The organism is Pseudomonas sp. NLJ1, from assembly GCF_049486705.1.
In the GTDB taxonomy this organism is placed as follows: Bacteria; Pseudomonadota; Gammaproteobacteria; order Pseudomonadales; family Pseudomonadaceae; genus Aquipseudomonas; species Aquipseudomonas inefficax.
Window position 1 is genome coordinate 5,594,571 of record NZ_CP137735.1, and the last position, 24,028, is coordinate 5,618,598.

Genomic DNA, 24,028 nt, shown 5'->3' on the forward strand with positions numbered 1-24,028 from the left:
GGTGAACCCGCTCCCACAAGGGGTTCCACAGGTATTCCACTGGACCTGTGGGAGCGGGTTCACCCGCGAAAGGGCCGGCACAGGCATAAAGCCCTATCTCACCGACGCTGCCGTCGCCCGATCACACGCCAGCAACGAGCGGATCAGCAGCTTGATCTCGTCCTTGAGCATGGGCACCTGGTCCAGATGAGCGAACCGGCAATCGGCAATCTCGTGCAAGGCCTTGGGGTGCGGGGGCTCGATGAACTCCGCCTCGAACACATAATGCATGCGCTCTGCCGCTTCATGGCGCATCAACAGGGTCAGTGATTCTGCCTGTAACCCGGTTTCTTCAAGCAATTCACGCTTCGCCGCCTGTACCGGCGTCTCGCCGGGTTCGATCTTGCCGCCGGGAAGGGTCCAGGCGGCGTTGGGCTTTCTTACCCACAACCATTTATGGGTTTGTTTGCCATGCCGACAGATGATGGTGGCGCGATGCTTGACTGGCTCCATTCAGGCTCCTGGGCGAATCCCTCATTCCATGAAGATTCGGCCCCTGGCAGCAATGAACGTTGCGTTGAATGCGACCAATGGTCAGTAAGGCACCGAGCCGCTCAGTGCTTCGATGGCCTCCACCAGCTCGTCATAGCCCACAGGCTTGTTCAAGTGCCGGTCGAAGCCCGACTGGCGTGACTTGTACTGGTCGGCGCTGGCGCCATAGCCGGTCAGGGCGATGGCGGGGGTATGGCGCAGGTGCGCATGGCCACGCAGGGCCTTGATCAACGCATGCCCGTCCATCACCGGCATGCCGATGTCGGACAGGATGATGTCGTATTCCTCACCCGAAGCGGCGTCCAGGGCCTCACGCGGCTTGCTGAAGGCATGAACAGTGGCGCTCTCCATTTCCAGCAGCTCCTGCATTACCGCCAGCACCTCTACGGAGTCATCCACCAGCAACACGCGAATACCATTCAGGCGGCCCTCGCTCAGTGGCTCCGAGCCCCGCTCACGCTGCGGGTGCTGGATTGCGCAAAGGGGCAGGGTGACCGTAAAGGTGCAGCCCAGGCCAAGCCCCGGTGATGTGGCGCGTACGCTACCACCATGAGCCTCGGCCAGTTGCCGTACCAGGGACAGGCCGATGCCCAGGCCCTCGCGGCTGTGGCTGGCCTGTTGCGGCGCAGCCTGGCTGAACAGGTCGAAGATGTGCTCCAGGCTGTCGTGGCTCAGGCCCACGCCATGGTCTATCACCTGCAGGCGCGCGTGGTCTTCGTCGTGGCTCAGCACCAGGCGTATCTCTTTGCCTGCCGGGCTGAATTTCAGCGCGTTGTTCAGCAGGTTCCAGATGATCTGCTCCAGGCGGGTTACGTCACCCTCGATCACCACCGGCAGGCTGTCGGCGGGCAGCTCCAGGCGAACCGGGCAGGGATGTTGCTCGCTCACTACCACGCCATGGATGCCCTGCAGGACGGCGAGCAGATCCACAGGCTCGGTCTTGAGCTTGAGCTTGCCAGTACGAATGCGCGCCACATCCAGCAGGTCGTCGATGATCCGCGCCTGGCTGGTTACCGCATCGCAGATGGTACCAACGGCCTTGCTCGCTGCACTGATGTTCCTGAGCGACGGCAGGCGGCGCAGGATTTCGGCGTTGAGCTGGATCAGGTTGAGCGGGTGCTTGAGTTCATGGGACATGACGGCGAAGAACTCGTCCTTCATGTGGCTGGTGTTCTGCGTCTCGGCCAACTGCTTGCTCAGGCGCTCTTCGCCCAGGCGCACGCGCTCTTCGGCGGCATGGCTGCTGCTGATGTCGATGAAGGTCAGCACCGTGCCGTCGATCTTCTGCTCGCTGGAGCGATAGGGCAGCAGGCGCGCCAGGTACCAGTGATCGCCCTGGCTACCGATCTCACGCTCGATGATGGCCTCGCCCTGGGCCACGGCGCGAGCATCGTCAGCCAGTGCCGGGTAATCCAGGCGATGGGTGATGTCGAGCAGGGAACGGCCGGTATCGACCGGCAGCATGTTGAACAGGTCGGTGGCGCGCGGCGTGAACCAGCGGATATGCAGGTTGCGGTCGACAAACACCGTGGCGATCTCGGTGCAGGCGATCAGGTTGCTGAGGTAGTCGTTGATCTTGTCGGTTTCTTCGACCTTGTTCTTCAGCTCGTAGTTGACCGTAAGCAACTCCTCGTTGATCGATTGCAGCTCTTCCTTGCTCGTTTCCAATTCTTCGCTGGCCGAACGCAACTCCTCGTTGATGGCCTGCATCTCTTCGTTGGAAGCGGTCAGCTCCTCGCTGGAAACCTCTGACTGCTCGATGGTTTCCTGCAGTAGCAGGCGAGTGCGCAGCAGTTCGCGCTCGAGGTTGTGCAAGACCATGCTGTCGGTCTGGCGGATGACGCCTGGCAACGGCAGGGACGGGTCGGGCGCGCGCTCTTCGAATACCACCAGCAGGCAATCGCTGGCGCCGAGGTCGTCCTTGTACGGCTGCACGGTGATCTCCACCTGCAGTCTGCCCATGGATTCCGCCAGGTCGACAGGGCGCGAGGTCACCGCCTCGGTACCCTGACGCGCCTGGAACAAGGTGCTGCGCAGGGCCAGGCGCAGGGGCGGCAGCACCAGGTTGAGCAGGTTGCGGCTCGGTTCGCCCCCGGCCAGTTGCAGGAAGCGGCCCACGCCTTCGCTCATGTGCAGGATATTGCCGTCGATATCGACGATCAGGCTATGCGGCATGCGCCGCGCCAGGGCACGATGGTGCAGGTCGGCGAAGGATGGCTTGCGCCCCGGTTTGGCCTTGGCCAGTGTTTCCTGCGGCATGCTGGCGGCAGAAGTACCGGGCAGCTGACGGCCAGGTTTATGGCCAGGTTTATGGCCAGAGTTACGGCCGGCATTGCTGGCATCCAGTGCGCGGAAAATGCGATTGCGCTTGTCCACCGGGGTGAACAGTTCGTTGACCACGTCGGCCGACTCGGACGAACCGAGGAACAGGTAGCCACCTGGGCGCAGGGCGAAGTGGAACATCTGCAGGATGTCCCGCTGCACCTCGCGGTCCAGGTAGATCAGCAGGTTGCGGCAGACAATCAGGTCGATCTGCGAGAACGGTGGGTCCGACAACAGGTTATGACGGGCAAACAGCACCTTTTCGCGAACCTCTTTTCGCACCCGGTAATGCTGGTCTTCCTTGAGGAAGAACTGGCGCAGCCGGCTGGGCGGCACATCGGTGACGATCGCTTCGGAATAGGAGCCACTGCGGGCAATGGCGATGGCGCGTTCGTCCAAGTCAGTGGCGAACACTTGTACCTTGCTCGTGCGCTGTTCCAGTGCCAGCTGCTCGCAAACCAGTATGGCCAGGCTGTACGCCTCCTCGCCGGTGGAGCAGCCCGCCGACCATACGCGAATCTCGTCCGCGCCCTCGGCAGGGTCGCGTTCGCAGGCCAGTTGCGGCAGCACATGACGCTCCAGTGCTTCGAAGGCTTCGCGATCACGGAAGAAATTGGTCACGCCAATCAACATGTCGGCCAGCAACGCCCTGGATTCCGCGGGGTGCTGTTCCAGGTAATGCAGGTAGGCCGCCAGGTCCGCCTGGCCGGTTACATGCAGGCGGCGCTCGATGCGCCGCAGCACCGTCGCGCGCTTGTAGTGCTGGAAGTCGTGGCCGGTATTGCTGCGCAATTGCAGCAGGATCTCCTCGAGCATCGGCTCGCAAGCCTGGGCATCGCCGGCACGGGTACCCAGGGCCGGGGGCAGGGTGTCGTCCTCGATTTCCGGGAGCCTCACCTGACGGGCATTGCGCCACAGCTCCAGCAGCTTCTGCGGCATTTCTGCCGCCGGCAGCACGAGGTCGACCATGCCGGTCTCGATGGCAGCGCGGGGCATGCTGTCGTACTGGGCGTCGTCCGGGGTTTGCGCCAGGGTCACGCCGCCTTGCTCCTTGATCCGCGACAGGCCCACGGCACCATCGGCACCGGTACCGGACAACACCACGCAGAAGGCGTGGTCCTTGTGCACGTCAGCCAGGTCACGGAAGAACAGGTCGATGGCCACGTGGTCGCCACGGCGCCGGTTGGCCGGGGTCACGCGCAGGTAGCCATCGTTGGTGGACAGGCGATTGGCCGGTGAAATCACATAGATGTGGTTGCGCTCGATCGGCACCGGCTCGGTCACCTGGCGCACCGGCATTTGCGTGGTCTCCTGGATGATGCGGTCGGCGACGCTCTGGTGGTCGGGGGACAGGTGCAAGACCACGACGAAGGCCATGCCGCAATCGCCGGGCATTTGCCGGAACAGCGTACAGATCGCTTCCAGGCCGCCTGCCGATGCACCGATGCCCACCACCGGGAAATCCAGGTGGCTGGGGCTGAGCGCCGGGTTCTGGGGCGAGGCAGGTTGTTTGGCGGACGACTTCATGGACGGAGCCTTGTACAGACCGGAACGTTCCGCCCGAAGCAGCATCATCGGGCGTGTGTGTGGCGCGATTATAGGCCGTCGCCATGTTGTTGAGACCTCCGCCGGCAAAGGAAAGTGCGATCCACCTGCTTCCGCCACGCAAACCTTTTGCCGGCCCATGTTTGGTGCCACTGGTCAGTTGCCAGTAAAACCATTGAGCAGACTTTGTGATCGGCGGCTCGGAACCAAGGCATGGCAAACATCCATGCGACCCATCCATCGCAAGGAGATACCAAATGGCGCAGGATCAAGAGCGAGCCAGCCAGCGCGGCGGCACCAAGGAAACCAACCCAGGCAATTTCGCCAATGACCGGGAACGGGCCTCCCGCGCAGGGCACAAAGGCGGGCAGGCTTCTGGCGGCAACTTCGCCAATGACCGCCAACGGGCATCGGAGGCCGGCCGCAAGGGCGGCCAGAACAGCCATGGCGGGGGGCGCCAACAGTGAGCTGAAGGGTTACCGGACACCCGGCACCCGCTGGGCCGGGTGCCGGCCGAGCTCTGCGTACCGAGGCTGCAATAGCCTTTGATCCCTATTGTTCGACGATTTTTTGAATCTTCTGGCCGTGCTCCGATCAATCAGGGTGTCATCCATGGAGAAAGGGAGGCCCCTGCGATGCCTAGCCCACAGTTATACATCATCGATTACCAACTGCATGGCCAGCCGCGCAGTTTCATCATTCGTCTGGAGACGCTGGACAATGCCGAGGCCTGGCATTGGGCAAGCTGCGATGCGGGCATCGGCATCATCCCCAAGTTCGGGCGCGAAAAAATCAGAAAAGTCAGCAGGCCGATGGCCGAGCGCTACGGCATTACCGAAGTGAGCTGGCGGGTGTCCGGCGGCAAGCCGAACCAGTCGGTAGGTGGGCCGGCGGCGACCATGTGATTCCCCGACTGCACAATCCGTGCGGGAACAAACGTCCTGCTCAAATTCTAAAAGTTGGCACGATCCTCTGTGGGAGCGGCTTTAGCCGAGAACACCGGCGCAGCCGGTGCCATGCACCGCGTTGGATTCTTCGCGGCTAAAGCCGCTCCCACAGGGTACGAGGATCGCTTGCGAATTCCGTTATCTGTGCGACAGCGCGGCCCAAAGGGTTGGGCAATCTCCCCACAGGGGATCGCGCAGACCGTCTGTATGACGGTCAGGCACCGGATTCGGGGTCGCTGGCCGGTACACCCGGGCGGTTTTCTTCGTCATCAGCCACATTGGGGTCGGCATCCGGGTCATCTGCCCGGTCATTGCGCTGGTCCGGCTCAAGCTCTGGCCAGTCATCCTGTGCGCTGCCGCCACCCATTCCCATGAAGCCATTCATCTCGCAACCCTCGCTCTCGATGAAAAAACGGCCCGCGATCAGGCGGGCCCAATACAGGAGTGAGAGGCGAAGCCATTGACCACCCCTCATTGAATGAGAGCGGCAACAGCCAGGGGAGATCGGTTGGATTGTCACCGCCCCTGACCAACGGCACTGTCAGGGCTTTTTCAGCACCAGGGTGAGAATGTCGTAACTGGCGACCAGCTCGCCCAACTGGTTGGTCACCTCAACATCCCAGGCCACCACACCCTGGGGCTCGCCCAGTGGGCTGGTCTTGCCCTGGTCGATTTTGCGCTTGCAGGTCAGGCGCGCCTGGATGGTGTCGCCGATGCCCACCGGGTTGATGAAGCGCAGGGTGTCCAGGCCGTAGTTGGCCAGTACCGGGCCTGCCCCCGGGGAGACGAACAGCCCGGCCGCTGCCGACAACACGAAATAGCCATGGGCGATGCGCTTGCCGAACTGCGATTGCTTGGCGGCGATCTCGTCGAAATGCATGTAGAAATGGTCACCCGACAGGCAGCCGAAGTTGACCAGGTCGGCTTCGGTCACGGTGCGCCGGTGGGTGAGCAGCGACTCGCCGATGCGCAACTGCTCGAAATAGCGGCGGAACGGGTGCACTTCGGTTTCGATCACTTCGCCACCGCGCACATATTCGCCGGTAACCGCCGTCAGCATGCTCGGCGAACCCTGTACTGCGGCACGCTGCAGGTAATGCTTGACGGCACGCAGGCCACCGAGCTCTTCACCACCGCCCGCGCGGCCCGGGCCGCCGTGCTTGAGCTGCGGCAATGGCGAGCCATGCCCCGTGGATTCCTTGGCCGCCTCGCTGTCGAGTACCAGCAGGCGGCCATGCCAGGCGGCGGCCACCGGGATGGCCTTGGCTGCCACGCTGCGGTCGGCGGTGACCAAGGTTGCCACCAGGCTGCCTTTGCCCCGCGCAGCCAGCGCCAGGGCTTCATCGAGGTCGTCATAGGCCATCAGCGTGCTGACCGGGCCGAACGCTTCGATATCGTGGGCACCGCCTTCGGCATGCGGGTTGCGGGCCTGCAGCAAAGTCGGGGCAAAGAACGCGCCCTCGGCCACACCCTCGCCACGCGGCGCAAAGCCATCGCTGGCGCCGAACAGCTGGTCGCAGCTCTGCAGCAGGCTACGCACCCGCTCGGCCACATCGTGCTGCTGGTCGTGAGAGGCCAGGGCGCCCATGCGCACGCCTTCCAGCGACGGGTCGCCGACCACCACCTTGGCCAGCCGTTCGCGCAGGCGCGTGGCAACGGCGTCGATGTGCCTGGCCGGTACGATGGCGCGGCGGATGGCGGTGCATTTCTGCCCGGCCTTGGTGGTCATTTCGCGGACCACTTCCTTGATGTACAGGTCGAACTCTTCGCTGTCCGGGGTCACGTCCGGCCCAAGGATGGCGCAGTTCAGCGAATCCGCTTCGGCGGTGAACGGCACCGAGTTGCGCACCAGGTTCGGCGTGACACGCAACTTGGCGGCGGTGTCGGCGGAGCCGGTGAAAGTCACCACATCCTGGCCCTGCAGGCGGTCGAGCAGGTCGCCGGTGCTGCCGATCACCAGTTGCAGGCTGCCTTCGGGCAACAGCCCGGATGCATTCATCAGGCGCACCGCGGCCTCGGTCAGGTAGCTGGTCGAAGTCGCTGGCTTGACAATGCACGGCATGCCGGCCAGGAAGGTCGGGGCGAACTTCTCCAGCATGCCCCAGATGGGGAAGTTGAAGGCGTTGATGTGCACCGCTACGCCGGCACGCGGCACCAGGATGTGGCTGCCGGCGAAATGGCCTTGCTTGCCCAGCGGGATGGCCGGGCCTTCATGCACCAGGTTGCCCGACGGCAACTCGCGACTGCCGATGCCTGCATAGGAGAACAGCGTGGCGTTGCCGCCTTCGATGTCGATCCAGCTGTCGGCACGGGTCGCGCCGCTGTGGTGGGACAAGGCGTAGAGCTGCTCCTTGTGCTCGGCCAGGTACAGGGCCAGTGCCTTCAGGCGCGCGGCGCGCTGCTGGAAGTCCATGGCCATCAGCGTGGCCAGACCACGAGCACGGGCAAAGTCAACGGCTTCGGCGAAATCCGGGCGCTCTTCGTGGCTGTAGGCCAGAACGTGGCCATCCAGGGCGCTACGCAGGGCCTGGGCGCCATGCTGGCCAAGCCAGCGGCCGGCGATGAAGCTTTGCAGGGTAGGGGCGGCAGACATGCTGTTCTCCAATGTAGGGCGCTGTTACCACAGCGCCACGGTATAGCCGATGATCAGGCGGTTTTCGTCCACGGCGTTGGTCAGGCCGTTGCCGGAACGGAAGGTGACGTTGCGCCAGCGCAGGCTGACGTCCTTGAACGGGCCGCTCTGGATGACATAGGTGATGTCGGTGTCGCGCTCACGCTCACGGCCATTGCTGACGGTGGCGGTTTCGGCGTGGCGGCCATCGGTGTAGCGGGTCATGAAGCTCAGGCCGGGGATACCCATGGCGACGAAGTCGTAGTCGTAACGCAGCTGCCACGAGTCCAGCCCGGCGCGGGTGAAGGTGTTGTAGGTGACCAGGTTGACGGTGAAGGGGTCGCCGCCGTTCACGAACGGGAAGGCACTCTCGCCGGACATCTGCTGCCAGGCGGCGGTGAACTTGTGGGCCCGTACGCCGAGGGTGAACATGGCGTTGAAGTTGCGGTTGTCGATGTTGCCAGCACGCTCGGCGCCGTCGTTGCGGCTGTCGAAGTAGCGCAGGTCGGTGCGCAGGCTCAGGCCTTCGCCCAGCGGGCGGGTATCGATCAGGCCGACGAACTGCTGGCGGTAGATGTCCTCGAGCTTTGCGTAGTAGTAGCTGATGCTGGTTTGCGGGGTGAGGGCGTAGCTGCCGCCGCCGAAGTCCAGGTGGTCGCTGCTGGCGGCGCCGTAGCCGATGTCGTCGCGGCCAGAGGAATCACGCAGGTTGGCCTTGGTCAGGCGGCCGCCGTTGAAGGTCAGGCCGGCCAGGTCCTGGCTGGTGAGCAGGCCGCCCTGGAAGGTGGAGGCCAGCAGGCGGGTGTCGTTGTACACCACCACCGGCAGGATCGGTTGCAAGGTCCCCAGGCGCAGGGTGCTCTTGGCCACCCGTACCTTGCCGGTGAGGCCCAGTTCGCTGTAGTCATCGACTGGTTCATGGCTGTTCGGGCCGAAAGGCAGCAGTCCGGTATTGCGGCGGTCGCGGCTGGAGTCGAGCTTGATGCCCAGTTGGCCCATGGCGTCGACACCAAAGCCGACCGGGCCTTCGGTGAACCCCGACTCCAGCTTGGCGGTAAAGCCCTGGCCCCACTCCTCGGCCTTGGCCTGTGGTGCGTTGCTCTGGCGGAAGTCGCGGTTGAGGTAGTGGTTGCGCAGCTCCAACCGGGCGTGGCTGTCACCGATGAAATCTGCCATCGCCGGCATCGGCAGGGCGAGGGTCGCCAGCCAGGCGGCCGAAATGAAGTGCGTGCGGTTCATTGTTGTTGTTTTACCCGACATGGTTGTTCTTCCCTGAGAGTCAGTGCTTGCTGGCGCCGGCAGCGCCGATTCCGGTCATGGAGCGGATGAACTGCGCCAGGTAGCGGCCACGCTCCTGGCTGGCGCGCTCGGAGCTGTCAGTGACCGAGAACACCCAGGCGCCGAGGAAGGCCAGGCTCATGGAGAACAGCGCCGGGTTGCTGTAGGGGAACAGCGCCTTCTCGTTATGCAGCACGTTGACCCACACCGCCGGGCCCAGTACCACCAGCAGCACCGCCGAAACCAGGCCGGCCATGCTGCCGCACACCGCGCCGCGAGTGGTCAGGCCTTTCCAGAACATCGAAAGCAGCAGTACCGGGAAGTTGACCGAAGCGGCCACGGCCAGCACCAGGCCGGAAAGGAAGGCGATGTTCTGCGACTCGAACATCAGGCCGAGGATTACCGCCAGCAGGCCGATCAGCAGCGTGGCGATACGCGACACGCGCATTTCCTCCTGCTCGCTGGCCTTGCCCTGGCGCACCACGCAGGCATACAGGTCGTGGGAAACAGCCGATGCACCGGACAGCGCCAGGCCGGCGACCACCGCCAGGATGGTGGCGAAGGCCACGGCGGAGATAAAGCCGAGGAACAGATTGCCACCCACGGCCTGGGCCAGGTGCACGGCGACCATGTTGCCGCCGCCGATGATCGCGCCGGTGGCGTCACGGTAGGACGGCTCGGTGCCGACCATGACGATGGCACCAAAGCCGATAACGATCAGCAGCAGGTAGAAGTAGCCGATGAACCCGGTGGCATAGAACACGCTCTTGCGCGCTTCCTTGGCATCGCTGACGGTGAAGAAGCGCATCAGGATATGCGGCAGGCCGGCGGTACCGAACATCATGCCCAGGCCCAGGGAAATGGCATCCACCGGGTTGGACAGCAAGCCACCCGGGGCCATGATCGCCTGGCCCTTGGCATGCACGGCCACGGCGCTGGCGAACATCGCCTCGGTGCTGAAACCGAAGTGCTTGAGCACCATGAAGGCCATGAAGCTGGTGCCCGACAGCAGCATCACCGCCTTGATTATCTGCACCCAGGTGGTGGCAAGCATGCCGCCGAAGGTGACGTAGGCGACCATCAGTACGCCGACCAGCATCACCGCGTACAGGTAGCTGATGCCGAACAGCAGTTCGATCAGCTTGCCGGCACCGACCATCTGCGCCACCAGGTACATCAGCGCCACCACCAGGGTGCCGAAGGCCGAGGTCAGGCGCACCGGGGTTTGCGCCAGGCGGTAGCTGACCACGTCGGCGAAGGTGTACTTGCCCAGGTTGCGCAGGCGCTCGGCGATCAGGAACAGGATGATCGGCCAGCCGGCCAGTACGCCCAGGGCATACAACAGGCCGTCGTAGCCGTTCATGAACATCATTGCCGAAATGCCCAGGAACGAAGCGGCGCTGATCATGTCACCGGCGATCGCCAGGCCGTTCTGCATGCCAGTCAGGCCCCCGCCGGCGGTGTAGAAGTCGCTGGCCGAGCGGGTGCGCATGGCAGCCCAGCGGGTGACCAGCAGGGTGAAGCAGACGAACACCATGAACATCGAGATGGCGGTCCAGTTCATTGTGCGCACTCCTGCTTGACCTTGTCGTTGAGCGGGTCGAGCACGTTGTTGGCGCGGTGCACGTAGATACCGGTCAGGGCGAAGGACAGCAGCACCATCAGCACGCCCACCAGCATGCCGACGGTGGTGACGCCACCGCTGAGGGACTGGCCGAGGGTGCTGGGCGAGAACGCTACCAGCAGGACGAAGCCGTAGTAGATCACCAGCATGGCCAGGGTCAGGCTGCCGTTGAGGCGGCGTTTGCGCTGCACCAGGTGCTGGAAGTCGGGGTGGTTGGCGATGCTTTCGATGCGTTCGGGTGTCATGGGTTGCGATCTCTGGGTGTTGTAATTGTTTTGTTGAGGTCACGCGGGTGTTGCGGTGTTGCTTAGGGCCTCTTCGCGGGTAAACCCGCTCCCACAGGTAGGGCGCTGCTCTCGGGTCTTGTGCAGTCCCTGTGGGAGCGGGTTCACCCGCGAAGCAGGCAACGCGGTTTCAGAGCTGGTCGAAATCGAGCACCACCTTGTCGCTCACCGGGTAGGTCTGGCACGACAGCACATACCCCGCTGCCACTTCGTAATCCTCCAGGGCATGGTTGCTGTCCATTTCCACTTCGCCCTCGATCACCCGGCACTTGCAGGTCGAGCACACGCCGGCCTTGCACGAGTACGGCAGCTCGGCGCCGATGGCATTGCCGGCGTCCAGCACGTTCCGGGTATTGCGTGGCAGGTCGAAGGTGAGGGCGCGGCCGTCGCTGATCACGGTGATGTGGCTGAGCGCCGAGTCCACCTGGCGCGCCGCCTCGCGGGCTTCACGACGGGCTTCGCTGCCGGCGGCGGCGAACAGCTCGAAATGGATGCGTTCCTTGGCCAGGCCATTGGCCCGCAGGCTCTCGCGCACGGTTTCGGTCATCGCCTGCGGGCCGCAGATGAACGCTGCATCCAGGCCAGGAACGTCCAGCCAGCGCGAGAACAGCTGGCCGCACTTGTCGGCATCGATGCGGCCGTTGTACAGGTCGACATCCTGCTGCTCGCGGCTGAACACGAAAATCAGGTTCAGACGGTCGAGGTAGCGGTTCTTCAGGTCTTCCAGCTTGTCGCGGAACAGTGCGCCAGAGCTGGAGCGGTTGCCGTACAGCAGGGTGAAACGGCTGTGCGGCTCGCTGGCCAGGGTAGTGGCAATGATCGACAGGATCGGAGTGATGCCGCTGCCGGCAGCCACGCCCAGGTAGTTGCCCTGGCGGGCCGGTTCCAGTGGCACGAAGAAGCTGCCCGATGGCGGCATCACTTCCAGTTGCTGGCCGGCCTTGAGCACGTCATTGGCAAATGCCGAGAAGCGCCCGCCAGGCACGCGCTTTACCGCCACACGCAGTTCGCCGTCCTGCACGGCGCTGCAGATGGAATAGGAGCGGCGCACTTCTTCGTTATCCAACTGGGTACGCATGACCAGGTACTGGCCCTGGGTGAAACGGAACTGCGCCTGCAGGTGCTCTGGCACGTCGAAGGCAATCGATACCGCATCGCGGGTCTCGGTGCGCACTTGCTTGATGGTCAGGCTGTGAAACTGGCTCATGGCGTTCTCCACGGCTCAAATGCATTTGAAATAGTCGAACGGCTCCAGGCACTCGCGGCAGCGGTAAAGCGCCTTGCAGGCCGTGGAGCCGAACTGGCTGAGCAATTCGGTATGGGCGCTGCCGCACTGCGGGCAGCACACCTGCGGTGCCTCGCCGAGCAGGCTGCGCTTGCTGGCGCTGCCCTGTGGTGGGGCGATGCCATAGGCGCGCAGGCGCTTGCGGCCCAGTTCGCTGATCCAGTCGGTGCTCCAGGCCGGGGTCAGCCGACGCTCAAGGGCCGGCGCGGGGAAGCCGGCCTGTTCCAGCGCCTGGCGGATATCCCTTTCGATCACCTCGGTGGCCGGGCAGCCGGAGTAGGTCGGCGTGACGACCAGGTGCAAGTGGCCACCGTGCCAGCCGAGGTCACGCACGATCCCCAGGTCGACCACGCTGACCACGGGCACTTCCGGGTCCATTACCTGGGCCAGTACCGCCCAGGCCCGGGCCAGGTCGTCGCTTTGTTGCGCGCGGGCGCCACGGTCGCCGGCAATCAGCTCACCAGGTTGCATCGGGGTAAGCCCTTGGCAGGAACTGCATCTCGGCCAGCAGCAGGCCCAGGTGCTCGGTGTGCAGGCCTTTGCGACCGTCCAGGTAAAAATGGCTGGCGGCCTTGGGCAGCGGCAGCTCGACCGAGGTGAAAGTCTCGCCAACCTGCTTGAGCCAGGCCGCGCCGACGGCAGCGGGGTCGGCAGCGACACCTGCCTGCGCCAGGTGCACTTCATTGTTGCTACCGGCGGCCAGTTCGACGGTGAAACGCCACAGTGCCGGGATGGCTGCGAGCATGCGTTGGCGGCTTTCTTCGGTGCCACCGCCCAGGCGCTGCACCCACTCGCTGGAGCGGCGCAGGTGGTAGGTGACTTCCTTCAGGGCCTTGGCGGCGATACCGGCGATACGCTCGTCGTTCGAGCCGACCAGGCCCTGCAGCACGGCGAAATGCCAGGCGTCATACAAGAACTGTTTGGTCATGGTCACGGCGAAATCGCCGTTGGGCTGCTCGACCAGCAACAGGTTGCGATAGGCCCGTTCGTCACGGCGGAAGGCCAGGGCGTCGGCGTCACGGCCATCATCGAGCAGCTCGGCGGCGTACTCCAGCCAGTTGCGCGCCTGGCCTACCAGGTCGAGGCCGACGTTCATCAGGGCCAGCTCCTCTTCGATGGCCGGGGCGCGGCCACACCATTCGCAAAGGCGCTGGCCCTGAACCAGGGCACTGTCGCCAAGCAGCAGCAGGTAGGGGGCAAGGGCTTCGTTATGCATGGCCAACCTCACATGTGCCCGACTTCGTCGGGCAGTTCGTAGAAGCTGGCATGGCGGTAGACCTTGTCGTCTGCCGGGGCGAACAGCGGGTCTTTCTCGTCCGGGGAAGAGGCGGTGATCAGTGCCGAGGGCACCACCCACAGGCTCACGCCTTCGCTGCGGCGGGTGTACAGCTCGCGGGCGTTTTCGATGGCCATGGCGGCATCGGCGGCATGCACGCTGCCGACATGCTTGTGGTTAAGGCCGTGCTTGCTGCGCACGAACACTTCGTAGAGGGTCCAGACAGACATTTTCGATCTCCGCATCAATCGCCGCTCAGGCGGCGTTCTTGTTCTGTTGCTTGCGCGCGTAGGCCACGGCGGCCTCGCGTACCCAGGCGCCGTCCTCGATGGCCTTGCGCCGGGTGGCGACACGTTCCTGGTTGCACGGGCCATTGCCCTTGATCACTTCGTAGAACTCGTCCCACTGGATTTCGCCGAAGTCGTAGTGGCCACGCTCGGCGTTCCACTTCAGGTCGGGGTCGGGGGCGGTGCAGCCGAGCAGCTCGAGCTGCGGCACGGTCTGGTCGATGAAGCGCTGGCGCAGTTCATCGTTGGTCTGGCGCTTGATTTTCCAGGCCATGGACTGGGCGCTGTTGGGGGAGTGCTCGTCGCTGGGGCCGAACATCATCAGTGCCGGCCACCACAGGCGGTTGATCGCGTCCTGGACCATGTCCCGCTGGGCCTGGGTGCCGTGGCGCATCATGGTCAGGAGCATTTCGTAGCCCTGGCGCTGGTGGAAGCTCTCTTCCTTGCAGATGCGGATCATCGCGCGCGAATACGGGCCGTATGAGGTGCGCTGCAGCACCACCTGGTTGACGATGGCAGCGCCATCGACCAGCCAGCCCACTGCGCCCATGTCGGCCCAGCTGAGGGTGGGGTAGTTGAAGATGCTCGAGTACTTGGCCTTGCCGCTGTGCAGCTTGGCGATTTCTTCGTCACGGTCGGCGCCCAGGGTTTCCATGGCGCTGTACAGGTACAGGCCGTGGCCGGCTTCGTCCTGGATCTTGGCCATCAGCTGCAGCTTGCGCTTGAGGCTGGGGGCGCGGGTGACCCAGTTGCCTTCGGGCAGCATGCCGACGATTTCCGAGTGGGCGTGCTGGGAGATCTGCCGGATCAGGGTCTGGCGATAGGCTTCGGGCATCCAGTTCTTGGCTTCTATCTTGATTTCGGCGTCGATCTTTTCCTGGAAGTTGCGCTCCTGGGGCGACATTTCTTCCAGCGACTTGACGCGCTTGACTCCGGTTTCCACTAGCTGTGCGTACATGTGCTGCGACTCCTGCTAAGGCATGAGTCATTTGTAAGCGATACAAAACATAACGTCAAACAGTTTTAGGTGTATCGAATAAGATTTGTGTATCACATTGGCGGCCCTTTCGCGGGTAAACCCGCTCCCACAGTTCGTGTGCATCCCCCTGGCATGATGCGATTCCTGTGGGAGCGGGTTTACCCGCGAAGAGGCCAGCCGAAAAAACGCAAAAAAAAGCCCCGGACGATGCCGGGGCTGAAAACGCAGCCGAATGAATCAGCTGGCCAACCGTTTGTCGAACACGTGGCAGGCCTTGCCCTCGGAACGCTTGAGCGCACCGCAGGGCTGCAACTGCACCTGGGTGCTGATGCCAATGTAGGTCTTTATCTGTTTGCTCAGTTCGCCGACAACAAGCTTGCGCTGGCCTTCATCAAGGTGCTGGCACTCGGCACGCAGCTCCACATGCACCTCGACACTGTCCAGGTTGCCATTGCGATACAGATGAATCTCATAAAGTTCTGAAAGCTGTTTTATTTTCAGCACCTGCTCCTCAATCTGGGTCGGGAACACATTGACCCCACGAATGATCAGCATGTCATCGCTACGGCCGGTGATCTTGCCGATTCGCCGCATCGGCCTGGCAGTACCGGGCAGCAGGCGAGTGAGGTCGCGCGTGCGGTAGCGCACCATTGGCAACGCTTCCTTGCTCAGCGAAGTGAACACCAGCTCGCCCAACTGGCCGTCCGGCAGCACTGCACCGGTGACCGGGTCGGTGATCTCGGGGTAGAAGTGGTCCTCCCAGATGGTCGGGCCATCCTTGGTTTCGATGCACTCCATCGCCACCCCAGGCCCCATGATTTCCGAGAGGCCATAGATGTCGAGCGCATCGATGCCCAGCCGTTGCTCGATAGAACGGCGCAGCTCGTCGGTCCACGGCTCGGCGCCGAATATGCCCAGGCGCAGCTTGAGGTCTTGCGGGTCGATGCCCTGACGCTCGATCTCGTCGGCCAGGTTTAGCATGTAAGAGGGGGTGACCATGATGATGTCGGGCTGGAAGTCGCGAATCAGCTGCACCTGCTTCTCGGTCTGGCCACCGGACATGGGGATCACCGTGCAGCCCAGGCGCTCGGCACCGTAATGCGCGCCAAGCCCGCCGGTGAACAGCCCGTAACCGTAGGAGACATGCACCTTGTCACCCTTGCGCCCACCTGCAGCACGGATCGAGCGGGCGACCACGTTGGCCCAGGTGTCGATGTCGTTCTGGGTGTAGCCCACCACTGTGGGCTTGCCGGTGGTGCCACTGGAGGCGTGCAGGCGGACCACCTCTTGCTGGGGCACCGCGAACATGCCGTAGGGGTAGTTGTCGCGCAGGTCGTTCTTGCCGGTGAAGGGGAACTTCGCCAGGTCTTCGAGGCACTTGAGGTCGGCGGGGTGGGCGCCGCACTCGGCAAAGCGCTGGCGGTACAGCGGCACGTTGTCATAGGCGTGCTTCAGGCTCCAGCGCAGGCGCTCCAGCTGGTGCTGGCGCAGGGCATCGACGCTGGCGGTTTCCATCGGGTCCAACAGGGCACGATCGGCATCATGGTACATGTTCATGGCTTCACTCGAATTGTTCTTGTACGCCGCGCGGTAACGGTTGCAGGCCGCGTGGTGAGTGTCATGGAAGCAGCATATACGGCTGCGTTCGGTTCGGTAACAAGCGGATGGCCTGAGCCGCTCAGAGGCGTTCGATGACCATCGCGATGCCTTGCCCGACGCCGATGCACATGGTGCACAGGGCGTAGCGTCCGGCGGTTTCTTCCAGCTCGTGCAAGGCGGTGGTGACCAGGCGTGCACCGCTCATGCCCAACGGGTGACCCAGTGCGATGGCACCGCCGTTGCGGTTGACCCGCTCGTCATCGTCGGCCAGGCCTAGCTCGCGCAGTACCGCGAGGCCCTGGGCGGCAAAGGCCTCGTTGAGCTCGATGACATCCATGTCGGCCAGCGACAGCCCGGTAAGCTGCAGCACCTTGCGCGTAGCTGGCACGGGGCCTATGCCCATCAGCCGTGGTTCGACCCCGGCCACCGCCATGCCGACGATGCGGCCGCGAGCCTTCAGGCCATGGCGGCGAGCGGCAGTGCTGCAGGCCAGCAGCAGGGCGCAGGCACCATCGTTGACCCCCGAGGCATTGCCGGCGGTGACGCTGCCGCCGTCACGGAACGGGGTGCCAAGCCTGGCCAGCTGCTCCAGGGTGGTGTCGCCGCGGGGATGTTCGTCGTGCTCGACCACTTTGGCCGGGCCTTTGCGCTGCGGGATCTCGACCGGCACGATTTCCTTCGCCAGGCGCCCGCGTGCCTGGGCGGCGGCCGCCTTGTGCTGGCTGCGCAGGGCGAAGGCGTCCTGGTCGGCGCGGGAAATGCCGAACTGTTGCGCAACGTTCTCTGCCGTTTCCGGCATCGAATCGGTACCGAAGGCTTCCTTCATCAAAGGATTGATGAAACGCCAGCCGATGGTGGTGTCGAACAGTTCGGCTGCGCGGCCGAACGCCTGCTCCGACTTGCCCATGACGAACGGCGCGCGCGACATCGATTCCACGCCGCCGGCCAGCATCAGCCCGGCTTCGCCGCAGCGCAGGGCGCGGGCGGCATTGCCGATGGCGTCCAGGCCGGAACCACACAAGCGGTTGATGGTGGTGCCCGGCACTTCGATCGGCAGCCCGGCCAGCAAGCTGGCCATGTGCGCGACGTTGCGGTTGTCCTCGCCAGCCTGGTTGGCACAGCCGAGGATGACGTCGTCGATGGCTGTCCAGTCCAGTTCGGGATGGCGCTGAATCAGGGCCTTGAGCGGAATGGCGGCCAGGTCATCGGCGCGCACGCCGCTCAAGGCCCCGGCATAACGGCCGATGGGGGTGCGCACGGCGTCGATGATCAAGGCATCGGCCAGGGTGTGTTCAGTCATCTTGCGTCTCCTGCGCCAGCACGGTGCCGCGCACTTTGTAGGATTTGCCATGGAACATCGCCACCAGCTCGCCGCGCTGGTTCTCGATGCGGACGTGGTACAGGCCGGTGCGGCCCTTGCGGCTGACCTCGCTGGCGCGGGCGGTGAGAACGTCATCGCGCAGTGCCGGGGCCAGGTAGTCGATGCTGCAGCCCAGGGCGACGGTGGCCTGGTCGTGACTGTTACAGGCGAAAGCAAACGCCGAATCGGCCAGGGCGAACAGGAAACCGCCATGGCAGGTGCCATGCCCCTGGATCATGTCGGCGCGTACCGGCATGCGCAGGCAGGCCTGGCCCGGGCCGGCTTCCAGCAGGCGGATGCCCAGGCCCTGGGTGGCCTGGTCGCGTGCGTACATGGCTTCGGCACAGGCTTGTGCCAGTTCGACTTCAGTCATGCAGGGTGCCTCCTTTGGCTTCGCAGCGGCGTAACAGCAGGGAAGGGCGGTAGCGGCTCTCGCCGTAGCTGCGCTGCAGGTTGTCGAGCAAGCGCAGGGTATGGGGGATGCCGATGTTCGTGGCCCAGGCCAACGGGCCGCAGGGGTAGTTGACCCCGGCGCACATGGCCAGGTCGATGTCGGCGGCGCTGCCGACGCCTTGCAGCACGGCGTCAGCGGCCTCGTTGGCGAGCATCGCCACGGTGCGCAGCACCACCAGGCCGGGCAGGTCGGCGACCGCCGTTACCTTTAGCCCGGCACGCTGCAGCAAGGCCACGGCCTGGTCGCGAGCGTGGTCACTGGTGTCGGCCGACCAGCTGATGGCGAGGCGGGTGGCGGTGGCGTAATCGAGTGCCAGGTCGAGCAGCACCAGGTTACGCAGGCCATCTTCCCGGGCGCGCTGGCTGGCCAGTCGGCCGTCGGACAGTGCCAGGGTGGCATCGCCCACCTGGATCAGGCCGCAGCCGGCGCGTCGGGTCACGGCGATGCCGCTTTGGCGCAGGCGCTCGACCAGCGGCTGCATCACCGCCAGGTCGCCTTCGACGACGCACGCATCGACGATGGCGGCGCTGTGCAGTTCGGCTGGTTGCGGGCGCTCCGCGCCTTCGCCATAGCTATAGAAGCCTTGGCCGGTCTTGCGCCCGAGGCGGCCTGCGTCCACGAGTTCTTTTTGCACCAGCGAAGGCTGGAAACGGAAATCGCCATAGAATGCATCGAAGACTGAACAGGTAACGGCGTAATTGACGTCGTGGCCGATCAGGTCGGTGAGCTCGAACGCACCCATGCGAAAACCACCGGCATCGCGCAGCAGCGCATCGAGGCTGGCGCAATCGGCTGCGCCTTCCTGCAGCAGGCGCAGGCTTTCGGCATAGAACGGCCGCGCCACGCGGTTGACGATAAAGCCCGGCGTGGAGCGCGTGTGCACCGGCAGCTTGCCCCAGGCCTGGGCGGTGGCATGAATGCAGGCGGCTACGGCCGGGGCGGTGGCCAGGCCCGAGACCACTTCGACCAGCGCCATCAGCGGTGCCGGGTTGAAGAAGTGCATGCCAACCACCTGTTGCGGCCGTTGCAGCCCGGCGGCAAGGCTGGTGATGGACAGCGACGAGGTGTTGCTGGCGAAGATGCAGTCGGCGGCGCACAAGGCTTCCAACTGGCTGAACAGCGCTTGCTTGACCTGCAGGTTCTCGACGATGGCCTCGATCACCAGGCGGGCATCGGCCAGGGCTTCAAGGGCGTCCACCGGGCACAGCCGGGCGCTGATGGCTTCCCGCTCGACGGCCTGCAACTTGCCTTTTTCCACCAAGCGGGCAAGTTGCCGGTCAATGCCGGCCACTGCCTGGGCTGCTGCGCCCGGGCGATTGTCGTAGAGCTTTACCGGGTGGCCGGCCTGGGCTGCAACCTGGGCGATGCCGGCGCCCATGGCGCCCGCTCCGATCACTGCCACCTGGGCGTTGCTTGCGAGTGCGCTCATGTTCAACGCCCCTTGAATGCCGGCGTGCGCTTGTTCATGAAGGCACTCACGCCTTCGCGATAGTCCTCGCTGCGCCCGGCCAGGCGCTGCAGGTCGCGCTCCAGTTCCAGCTGTTCATCGAAACCGTTGTCGAAACTGGCGTTCAGGCTGCGCTTGATCAGGGCCAGGCCGTAAGTGGGCTGGGTGGCGAGCTGGCGGGCGAGGGCAAGGGCCTCGTCGCGCAGCGCGGCATCATCGACCACACGGTGGATCAGCCCCCATTGCTGGGCCTGTTCGGCGCCCAGGCGCTCGCCCAGCATGGCCAGGGCCTTGGCTCGCGCCATGCCGACCAGGCGCGGCAACAGCCAGGTGCCGCCGGAGTCGGGTACCAGGCCGATCTTGCAAAATGCCTGGATGAAGCTGGCCGAGCGGGCGGCCAGCACCAGGTCGCAGGCCAGCGGGATGTTGGCACCGGCGCCGGCAGCCACACCGTTGACCGCGCAGACCACCGGCAGCGGCAGGTCGCGCAGGGTGCGTACCAGCGGGTTGTAGAATTTGTCGATCGACTCGCCCAAGTCCGGCATTTCGGCGCCAGGGGCGACGTTGCGATCGGACAGGTCCTGGCCGGCGCAGAAACCACGGCCTTCGGCAGTCAGCAACAACACCCGTGCTTCGCTGCTCTGGCGCACTTGCTTGAGCGCCTCACGCACTTCCAGGTGCATGGCGGTATTGAAGCTGTTCAGCTGTTCGGGGCGATTCAACGAGAGGAGGGCGACGCCGTCCTCGATGGAAAACAGGATGTGCTGGAAAGGCATGACAGACTCGCTCCGTCAGTCGAGGGGAAGATGGTCAGCGGCCCTGGAAGCGGGCCTGGCGTTTTTCCTGGAATGCACGAATGCCTTCGTCGCGGTCGGCGGTGCCGGCCAGCAAGGTGAAGGCGTGGCGTTCGAAGCGCAGGCCGCTGGCCAGGTCGGTATCGCCGGCCTTGAGCAGCGCCTCCTTGGCCAGGCGCACCGCCAGCGGGGCCTTGGCGGCAATGCCGCGGGCGACATGCAGCGCGCGTTCTACAGTGAGTTCCGGCTGGGTGATTTCGCTGACGAGCCCGGCCTGCAAGGCATGGCGGGCGGTGATGGCTTCGCCGGTCAGCACCATTTGCATGGCCAGCGGCTTGCCTACTGCTCGCAGCAGGCGTTGGGTGCCACCGGCGCCGGGGATGATCCCGAGGTTGATTTCCGGCTGGCCGAAATGGGCGTCGCTGCCGGCAATGACGATGTCTGCGCACATCACCAGCTCGCATCCGCCGCCCAGGGCATAGCCGTTGACGGCGGCGATCAGCGGCTTGGTGAAGGCGGCGATGCTTTGCCAGTGAGCCACACGGGGGTCGTTGAGGATGCCGACCAGGTCGCGCTCGGCCATCTCGCGGATATCGGCGCCTGCGGCGAATGCCTTGCGGCTGCCGGTGATGACCACCGCACGGGTCTGCTCGTCCTTCCCGGCCGTTTCCAGCGCAGTGGCCAGCTCTGCCAGTAACTCGGTGCACAGGGCGTTGAGCGCCTCGGGCCGTTGCAGGGTAATGAGCTGGACGCCTTGTTCCGGCGCCTGCACATCGAGATATCGCGGCATGTCGGGTTCCTCTGGCTGCACGCACGGCACATCGTGGGGCCGGCATTTCTTGGAATTGTTTGCAGGGGCGTGATGCGGGATCACGTCCGGGTGTAACCAGTATATGCATCACGCGATACATGAATGCAACACACAAAATTGTTTCATGTATCTCTTTGCGTCGTAGCGCCAAGCGACGTTTCATCGCCATTGATGGTGATGAATCGTTTATCTAGGCGGATTTCGGCGTGGAACGACGTTTTTTTGCAAAGCAAGCGACACGCTCCAAAGCGATACACGACCCAGGCGATTGACGCGAAATAATATTGTGATACAAGATCTGCGTGCATTTGAAATCATTTCAGGAGCTTTTCCATGCCTTGCTATCGACTGGACGGCCTGACCCCCGTGGTTCATCCGACAGCCTACGTGCACCCCAGCGCCGTGCTGATCGGTGATGTCATCGTCGGTCCTCGTTGCTACGTCGGCCCACTGGCTTCACTACGGGGGGATTTCGGCCGTATCGTGCTGGAGGAGGGCGCCAACCTGCAGGACACCTGCGTGATGCATGGTTTCCCGGGCGGCGATACGGTAGTCGAACGCAACGGGCATGTCGGGCATGGCGCCGTGCTGCACGGCTGCCGCGTGGGCGAAGACGCCTTGATCGGCATGAACGCGGTGGTGATGGATGGTGCCCATGTGGCGCCGCGCTGCATCGTCGCGGCCACGGCATTCGTCAAGGCGGGTTTCGAATGTGCGGCACAAAGCCTGGTGATGGGCTCGCCAGCCCAGGTCAAGCGCCCACTGACCGAACAGGAGCTGGCCTGGAAGCAACGTGGCACGGCGGAGTATCAGCACCTGGCGCAACGCTGCATGAACAGCCTGGTCGAATGCCCGCCGCTGACCGAAGTCGAGCCCCGGCGCCCACGCATGGAAGACACCGGCGTCAGGCCCAAAGGCCAGGCATCGGCATGAGCCTGGCAGCGTCACGCAATGGCCAGGCGGCACGCCGCGCAGGTATAGTCGGTGCTTTATCCGCGCACAGTTCGCCCATGAGCAATCTCGCCCCACTGAACCACCTGATCACCCGCTTCCAGGAACAGACGCCGATCCGCGCCAGTTCCTTGATCATCACTTTGTACGGCGACGCCATCGAACCCCACGGCGGTACCGTCTGGCTGGGTAGCTTGATCAACCTGCTGGAGCCTATCGGCATCAACGAGCGGCTGATCCGCACATCCATCTTCCGCCTTACCAAGGAAGGCTGGCTCACTGCCGAAAAGGTTGGCCGCCGCAGTTACTACAGCCTGACAGGCACAGGCCGCCGCAGGTTCGAGAAAGCCTTCAAGCGGGTCTACAGCCCGAGCCAGCCAGCCTGGGACGGCGCCTGGACGCTGGTGTTGCTCTCGCAGCTGGAGGCCGGCAAACGCAAGGCTTTGCGAGAGGAACTGGAGTGGCAGGGGTTTGGCGCCATGGCCCCGAACCTGCTGGGCTGCCCACGGGCAGACCGCGCCGACCTGGCCGCAACCCTGCGTGACCTGGAGGCCAGCGACGACAGTATCGTCTTCGAGACCCACACCCAGGAAGTACTGGCATCCAAGGCCATGCGCGCCCAGGTGCGGGAGAGCTGGCGCATCGACGAACTGGGGCAACAGTACAGCGAGTTCATCCAGCTGTTCAGGCCGCTATGGCAAGGTTTGAAAGAGCAACAACAGCTCGATGCCCAGGATTGCTTCCTGGCACGCACATTGTTGATTCACGAATACCGCCGGCTGCTGCTGCGCGACCCGCAATTGCCGGACGAGCTGCTGCCTGGGGATTGGGAGGGAAGGGCTGCGCGACAGCTGTGCCGTAACCTCTATCGCCTGGTGTTTGCCAAGGCGGAAGAATGGCTGAATGCAGCGCTGGAGACGGCTGATGGGCCGTTGCCGGATGTGAATGAAGGCTTTTACAGGCGTTTTGGCGGGCTGGTTTGAGAGGTGGGTGCAGAGGTTGGGTTTATATAACTACGCTAAATGAGTATTTAGTGTAGTTATATCTTATTTGCATATAAGAATGGGCACACGAGGGGACCTGAGCGCTCAAGTATCGCTTTCAAGTCAGGACGGACCTACAGGGATGGATCCTGGCTTGAGGGTCGGCGTGAGGTGTAAGCAACTGTCGTCTGAACCCTGCGGGCCCTTGTAGGAGCGACCTTGTGTCGCGATGGGCTGCGCAGCAGCCCCAAGATTTCAAAGCAGACGCATAAAATGCCGGGGCTGCCTTGCAGCCCATCGCGACACAAGGCCGCTCCTACAATTGACCGCGTCAACCGATCGACCAGGGGCTGGTTTGCCGGCGATTGCCATCGCGGCAACCGCAACGACGCTGGCAGCAGCCTTGGTGTGGTCACGCAGGCGTCGGGCTTGGCTTGGCCTGGTCAACAAAGCCGAGGGTAAACGTTACAAGTTACTTGCAAGTACTCAGGTACAGCTGGGAATGGCTGGGTTTCGGATGCTCCAGCCGCGTTAGCCAACAAAGGCAAGCCCAACGCGTCCAGCACCAGGCTAATGCTCGTGATGGTAAGCGGTCGATTGATCGAGATTAAAATCTAGACCAGAGGGCATTACCTGGTCCCAAAGTGCCTCACTCGTGGC

The 24,028-nt window shown here is 64.0% G+C and carries 21 protein-coding genes and 1 pseudogene; 4 read left to right on the forward strand and 18 right to left on the reverse strand.

All coding sequences use genetic code 11. The features are described 5' to 3' along the window. Window positions 1-93 precede the first annotated feature (93 nt). On the reverse strand, window positions 94-492 hold the full coding sequence (locus tag R9B85_RS25225) for an NUDIX hydrolase (RefSeq protein ID WP_423770701.1): 399 nt from the start codon (window positions 490-492) through the stop codon (window positions 94-96). A gap of 81 nt (window positions 493-573) precedes the next feature. Then, the gene (locus tag R9B85_RS25230; RefSeq protein WP_423770702.1) at window positions 574-4,380 is read right to left on the reverse strand and encodes a CheR family methyltransferase; all 3,807 of its coding nucleotides are present in this window, start codon (window positions 4,378-4,380) and stop codon (window positions 574-576) included. Between the two features lie 275 nt (window positions 4,381-4,655). On the opposite strand from R9B85_RS25230, the gene R9B85_RS25235 reads away from it, so the two are divergent. Together R9B85_RS25235 and R9B85_RS25240 are read left to right on the forward strand one after the other, a co-directional pair. Further along, window positions 4,656-4,865: a general stress protein gene (locus R9B85_RS25235; RefSeq protein ID WP_085625071.1), complete on the forward strand. Its 210-nt coding sequence runs from the start codon at window positions 4,656-4,658 to the stop codon at window positions 4,863-4,865. Between the two features lie 168 nt (window positions 4,866-5,033). Then, window positions 5,034-5,303 carry a DUF6555 family protein gene (locus R9B85_RS25240; protein WP_112251776.1) on the forward strand — a complete coding sequence of 90 codons (270 nt, stop codon included), beginning with the start codon at window positions 5,034-5,036 and terminating at the stop codon, window positions 5,301-5,303. Window positions 5,304-5,559: 256 nt separating this feature from the next. On the opposite strand, the gene R9B85_RS25245 is transcribed toward R9B85_RS25240, so the two are convergent. From R9B85_RS25245 to paaF, 16 genes and pseudogenes are all read right to left on the reverse strand, one after another. Continuing rightward, complete coding sequence (locus R9B85_RS25245) at window positions 5,560-5,730, reverse strand: hypothetical protein (protein ID WP_181457325.1); 171 nt, start codon at window positions 5,728-5,730, stop codon at window positions 5,560-5,562. 156 nt (window positions 5,731-5,886) lie between these two features. After that, window positions 5,887-7,938: a phenylacetic acid degradation bifunctional protein PaaZ gene (gene paaZ, locus R9B85_RS25250; RefSeq protein ID WP_375149888.1), complete on the reverse strand. Its 2,052-nt coding sequence runs from the start codon at window positions 7,936-7,938 to the stop codon at window positions 5,887-5,889. A 24-nt stretch (window positions 7,939-7,962) separates the two neighbouring features. Then, window positions 7,963-9,195, reverse strand: coding sequence for an OprD family porin (locus tag R9B85_RS25255; protein WP_252378518.1), 1,233 nt, complete (start codon window positions 9,193-9,195; stop codon window positions 7,963-7,965). A 40-nt stretch (window positions 9,196-9,235) separates the two neighbouring features. After that, a pseudogene (locus tag R9B85_RS25260) lies at window positions 9,236-10,804 on the reverse strand (cation acetate symporter); the annotation flags it as partial. Then, window positions 10,795-11,103, reverse strand: a complete 309-nt coding sequence (locus R9B85_RS25265; RefSeq protein WP_004376242.1) for a DUF485 domain-containing protein — start codon at window positions 11,101-11,103, stop codon at window positions 10,795-10,797. The gene R9B85_RS25265 and the pseudogene R9B85_RS25260, both read right to left, overlap by 10 nt. Before the next feature lie 169 nt (window positions 11,104-11,272). After that, window positions 11,273-12,349 (reverse strand): 1,2-phenylacetyl-CoA epoxidase subunit PaaE, encoded by a 1,077-nt coding sequence (gene paaE, locus R9B85_RS25270; RefSeq protein ID WP_207879336.1) that lies wholly within the window; start codon window positions 12,347-12,349, stop codon window positions 11,273-11,275. Window positions 12,350-12,364: 15 nt separating this feature from the next. After that, on the reverse strand, window positions 12,365-12,898 hold the full coding sequence (gene paaD / locus R9B85_RS25275; protein ID WP_423770703.1) for a 1,2-phenylacetyl-CoA epoxidase subunit PaaD: 534 nt from the start codon (window positions 12,896-12,898) through the stop codon (window positions 12,365-12,367). Beyond that, window positions 12,885-13,643 carry a 1,2-phenylacetyl-CoA epoxidase subunit PaaC gene (gene paaC / locus R9B85_RS25280; protein WP_207879341.1) on the reverse strand — a complete coding sequence of 253 codons (759 nt, stop codon included), beginning with the start codon at window positions 13,641-13,643 and terminating at the stop codon, window positions 12,885-12,887. Before paaC ends, paaD begins: the two co-directional genes overlap by 14 nt. Before the next feature lie 8 nt (window positions 13,644-13,651). Then, the gene (gene paaB, locus R9B85_RS25285; protein WP_013972614.1) at window positions 13,652-13,933 is read right to left on the reverse strand and encodes a 1,2-phenylacetyl-CoA epoxidase subunit PaaB; all 282 of its coding nucleotides are present in this window, start codon (window positions 13,931-13,933) and stop codon (window positions 13,652-13,654) included. A 25-nt stretch (window positions 13,934-13,958) separates the two neighbouring features. Continuing rightward, on the reverse strand, window positions 13,959-14,948 hold the full coding sequence (gene paaA, locus R9B85_RS25290) for a 1,2-phenylacetyl-CoA epoxidase subunit PaaA (RefSeq protein WP_112251783.1): 990 nt from the start codon (window positions 14,946-14,948) through the stop codon (window positions 13,959-13,961). A gap of 258 nt (window positions 14,949-15,206) precedes the next feature. After that, a complete protein-coding gene (gene paaK / locus R9B85_RS25295; protein WP_423770704.1) occupies window positions 15,207-16,526 on the reverse strand; it encodes a phenylacetate--CoA ligase PaaK in 1,320 nt (439 codons plus the stop codon). Window positions 16,527-16,647: 121 nt separating this feature from the next. Further along, window positions 16,648-17,868 carry a 3-oxoadipyl-CoA thiolase gene (gene pcaF / locus R9B85_RS25300; protein ID WP_207879349.1) on the reverse strand — a complete coding sequence of 407 codons (1,221 nt, stop codon included), beginning with the start codon at window positions 17,866-17,868 and terminating at the stop codon, window positions 16,648-16,650. Then, a complete protein-coding gene (gene paaI / locus R9B85_RS25305; protein WP_013972610.1) occupies window positions 17,861-18,301 on the reverse strand; it encodes a hydroxyphenylacetyl-CoA thioesterase PaaI in 441 nt (146 codons plus the stop codon). The genes pcaF and paaI overlap by 8 nt, the downstream gene beginning before the upstream one ends. Further along, a complete protein-coding gene (gene paaH, locus R9B85_RS25310) occupies window positions 18,294-19,811 on the reverse strand; it encodes a 3-hydroxyacyl-CoA dehydrogenase PaaH (RefSeq protein WP_423770705.1) in 1,518 nt (505 codons plus the stop codon). Before paaH ends, paaI begins: the two co-directional genes overlap by 8 nt. Before the next feature lie 2 nt (window positions 19,812-19,813). Continuing rightward, window positions 19,814-20,605 carry a 2-(1,2-epoxy-1,2-dihydrophenyl)acetyl-CoA isomerase PaaG gene (gene paaG / locus R9B85_RS25315; RefSeq protein WP_112251787.1) on the reverse strand — a complete coding sequence of 264 codons (792 nt, stop codon included), beginning with the start codon at window positions 20,603-20,605 and terminating at the stop codon, window positions 19,814-19,816. Between the two features lie 34 nt (window positions 20,606-20,639). After that, entirely contained in the window at window positions 20,640-21,413 is a 774-nt protein-coding gene (gene paaF, locus R9B85_RS25320) for a 2,3-dehydroadipyl-CoA hydratase PaaF (RefSeq protein ID WP_112251788.1), read from the reverse strand. 354 nt (window positions 21,414-21,767) lie between these two features. Between paaF and paaY the strand changes: the two genes are divergently transcribed. Continuing rightward, window positions 21,768-22,367: a phenylacetic acid degradation protein PaaY gene (gene paaY / locus R9B85_RS25325; protein ID WP_112251789.1), complete on the forward strand. Its 600-nt coding sequence runs from the start codon at window positions 21,768-21,770 to the stop codon at window positions 22,365-22,367. Window positions 22,368-22,444: 77 nt separating this feature from the next. Next, a complete protein-coding gene (gene paaX / locus R9B85_RS25330) occupies window positions 22,445-23,368 on the forward strand; it encodes a phenylacetic acid degradation operon negative regulatory protein PaaX (RefSeq protein ID WP_181457324.1) in 924 nt (307 codons plus the stop codon). The last annotated feature ends 660 nt before the right edge of the window (window positions 23,369-24,028 follow it).

Bases quoted from the DNA above. Each gene is read 5' to 3' on its own strand.
- R9B85_RS25225 (WP_423770701.1), bottom strand. From the start codon at position 492: ATGGAGCCAGTCAAGCATCGCGCCACCATCATCTGTCGGCATGGCAAA.
- R9B85_RS25230 (WP_423770702.1), bottom strand. From the start codon at position 4,380: ATGAAGTCGTCCGCCAAACAACCTGCCTCGCCCCAGAACCCGGCGCTC.
- R9B85_RS25235 (WP_085625071.1), top strand. From the start codon at position 4,656: ATGGCGCAGGATCAAGAGCGAGCCAGCCAGCGCGGCGGCACCAAGGAA.
- R9B85_RS25240 (WP_112251776.1), top strand. From the start codon at position 5,034: ATGCCTAGCCCACAGTTATACATCATCGATTACCAACTGCATGGCCAG.
- R9B85_RS25245 (WP_181457325.1), bottom strand. From the start codon at position 5,730: ATGAATGGCTTCATGGGAATGGGTGGCGGCAGCGCACAGGATGACTGG.
- paaZ (WP_375149888.1), bottom strand. From the start codon at position 7,938: ATGTCTGCCGCCCCTACCCTGCAAAGCTTCATCGCCGGCCGCTGGCTT.
- R9B85_RS25255 (WP_252378518.1), bottom strand. From the start codon at position 9,195: ATGAACCGCACGCACTTCATTTCGGCCGCCTGGCTGGCGACCCTCGCC.
- R9B85_RS25265 (WP_004376242.1), bottom strand. From the start codon at position 11,103: ATGACACCCGAACGCATCGAAAGCATCGCCAACCACCCCGACTTCCAG.
- paaE (WP_207879336.1), bottom strand. From the start codon at position 12,349: ATGAGCCAGTTTCACAGCCTGACCATCAAGCAAGTGCGCACCGAGACC.
- paaD (WP_423770703.1), bottom strand. From the start codon at position 12,898: ATGCAACCTGGTGAGCTGATTGCCGGCGACCGTGGCGCCCGCGCGCAA.
- paaC (WP_207879341.1), bottom strand. From the start codon at position 13,643: ATGCATAACGAAGCCCTTGCCCCCTACCTGCTGCTGCTTGGCGACAGT.
- paaB (WP_013972614.1), bottom strand. From the start codon at position 13,933: ATGTCTGTCTGGACCCTCTACGAAGTGTTCGTGCGCAGCAAGCACGGC.
- paaA (WP_112251783.1), bottom strand. From the start codon at position 14,948: ATGTACGCACAGCTAGTGGAAACCGGAGTCAAGCGCGTCAAGTCGCTG.
- paaK (WP_423770704.1), bottom strand. From the start codon at position 16,526: ATGAACATGTACCATGATGCCGATCGTGCCCTGTTGGACCCGATGGAA.
- pcaF (WP_207879349.1), bottom strand. From the start codon at position 17,868: ATGACTGAACACACCCTGGCCGATGCCTTGATCATCGACGCCGTGCGC.
- paaI (WP_013972610.1), bottom strand. From the start codon at position 18,301: ATGACTGAAGTCGAACTGGCACAAGCCTGTGCCGAAGCCATGTACGCA.
- paaH (WP_423770705.1), bottom strand. From the start codon at position 19,811: ATGAGCGCACTCGCAAGCAACGCCCAGGTGGCAGTGATCGGAGCGGGC.
- paaG (WP_112251787.1), bottom strand. From the start codon at position 20,605: ATGCCTTTCCAGCACATCCTGTTTTCCATCGAGGACGGCGTCGCCCTC.
- paaF (WP_112251788.1), bottom strand. From the start codon at position 21,413: ATGCCGCGATATCTCGATGTGCAGGCGCCGGAACAAGGCGTCCAGCTC.
- paaY (WP_112251789.1), top strand. From the start codon at position 21,768: ATGCCTTGCTATCGACTGGACGGCCTGACCCCCGTGGTTCATCCGACA.
- paaX (WP_181457324.1), top strand. From the start codon at position 22,445: ATGAGCAATCTCGCCCCACTGAACCACCTGATCACCCGCTTCCAGGAA.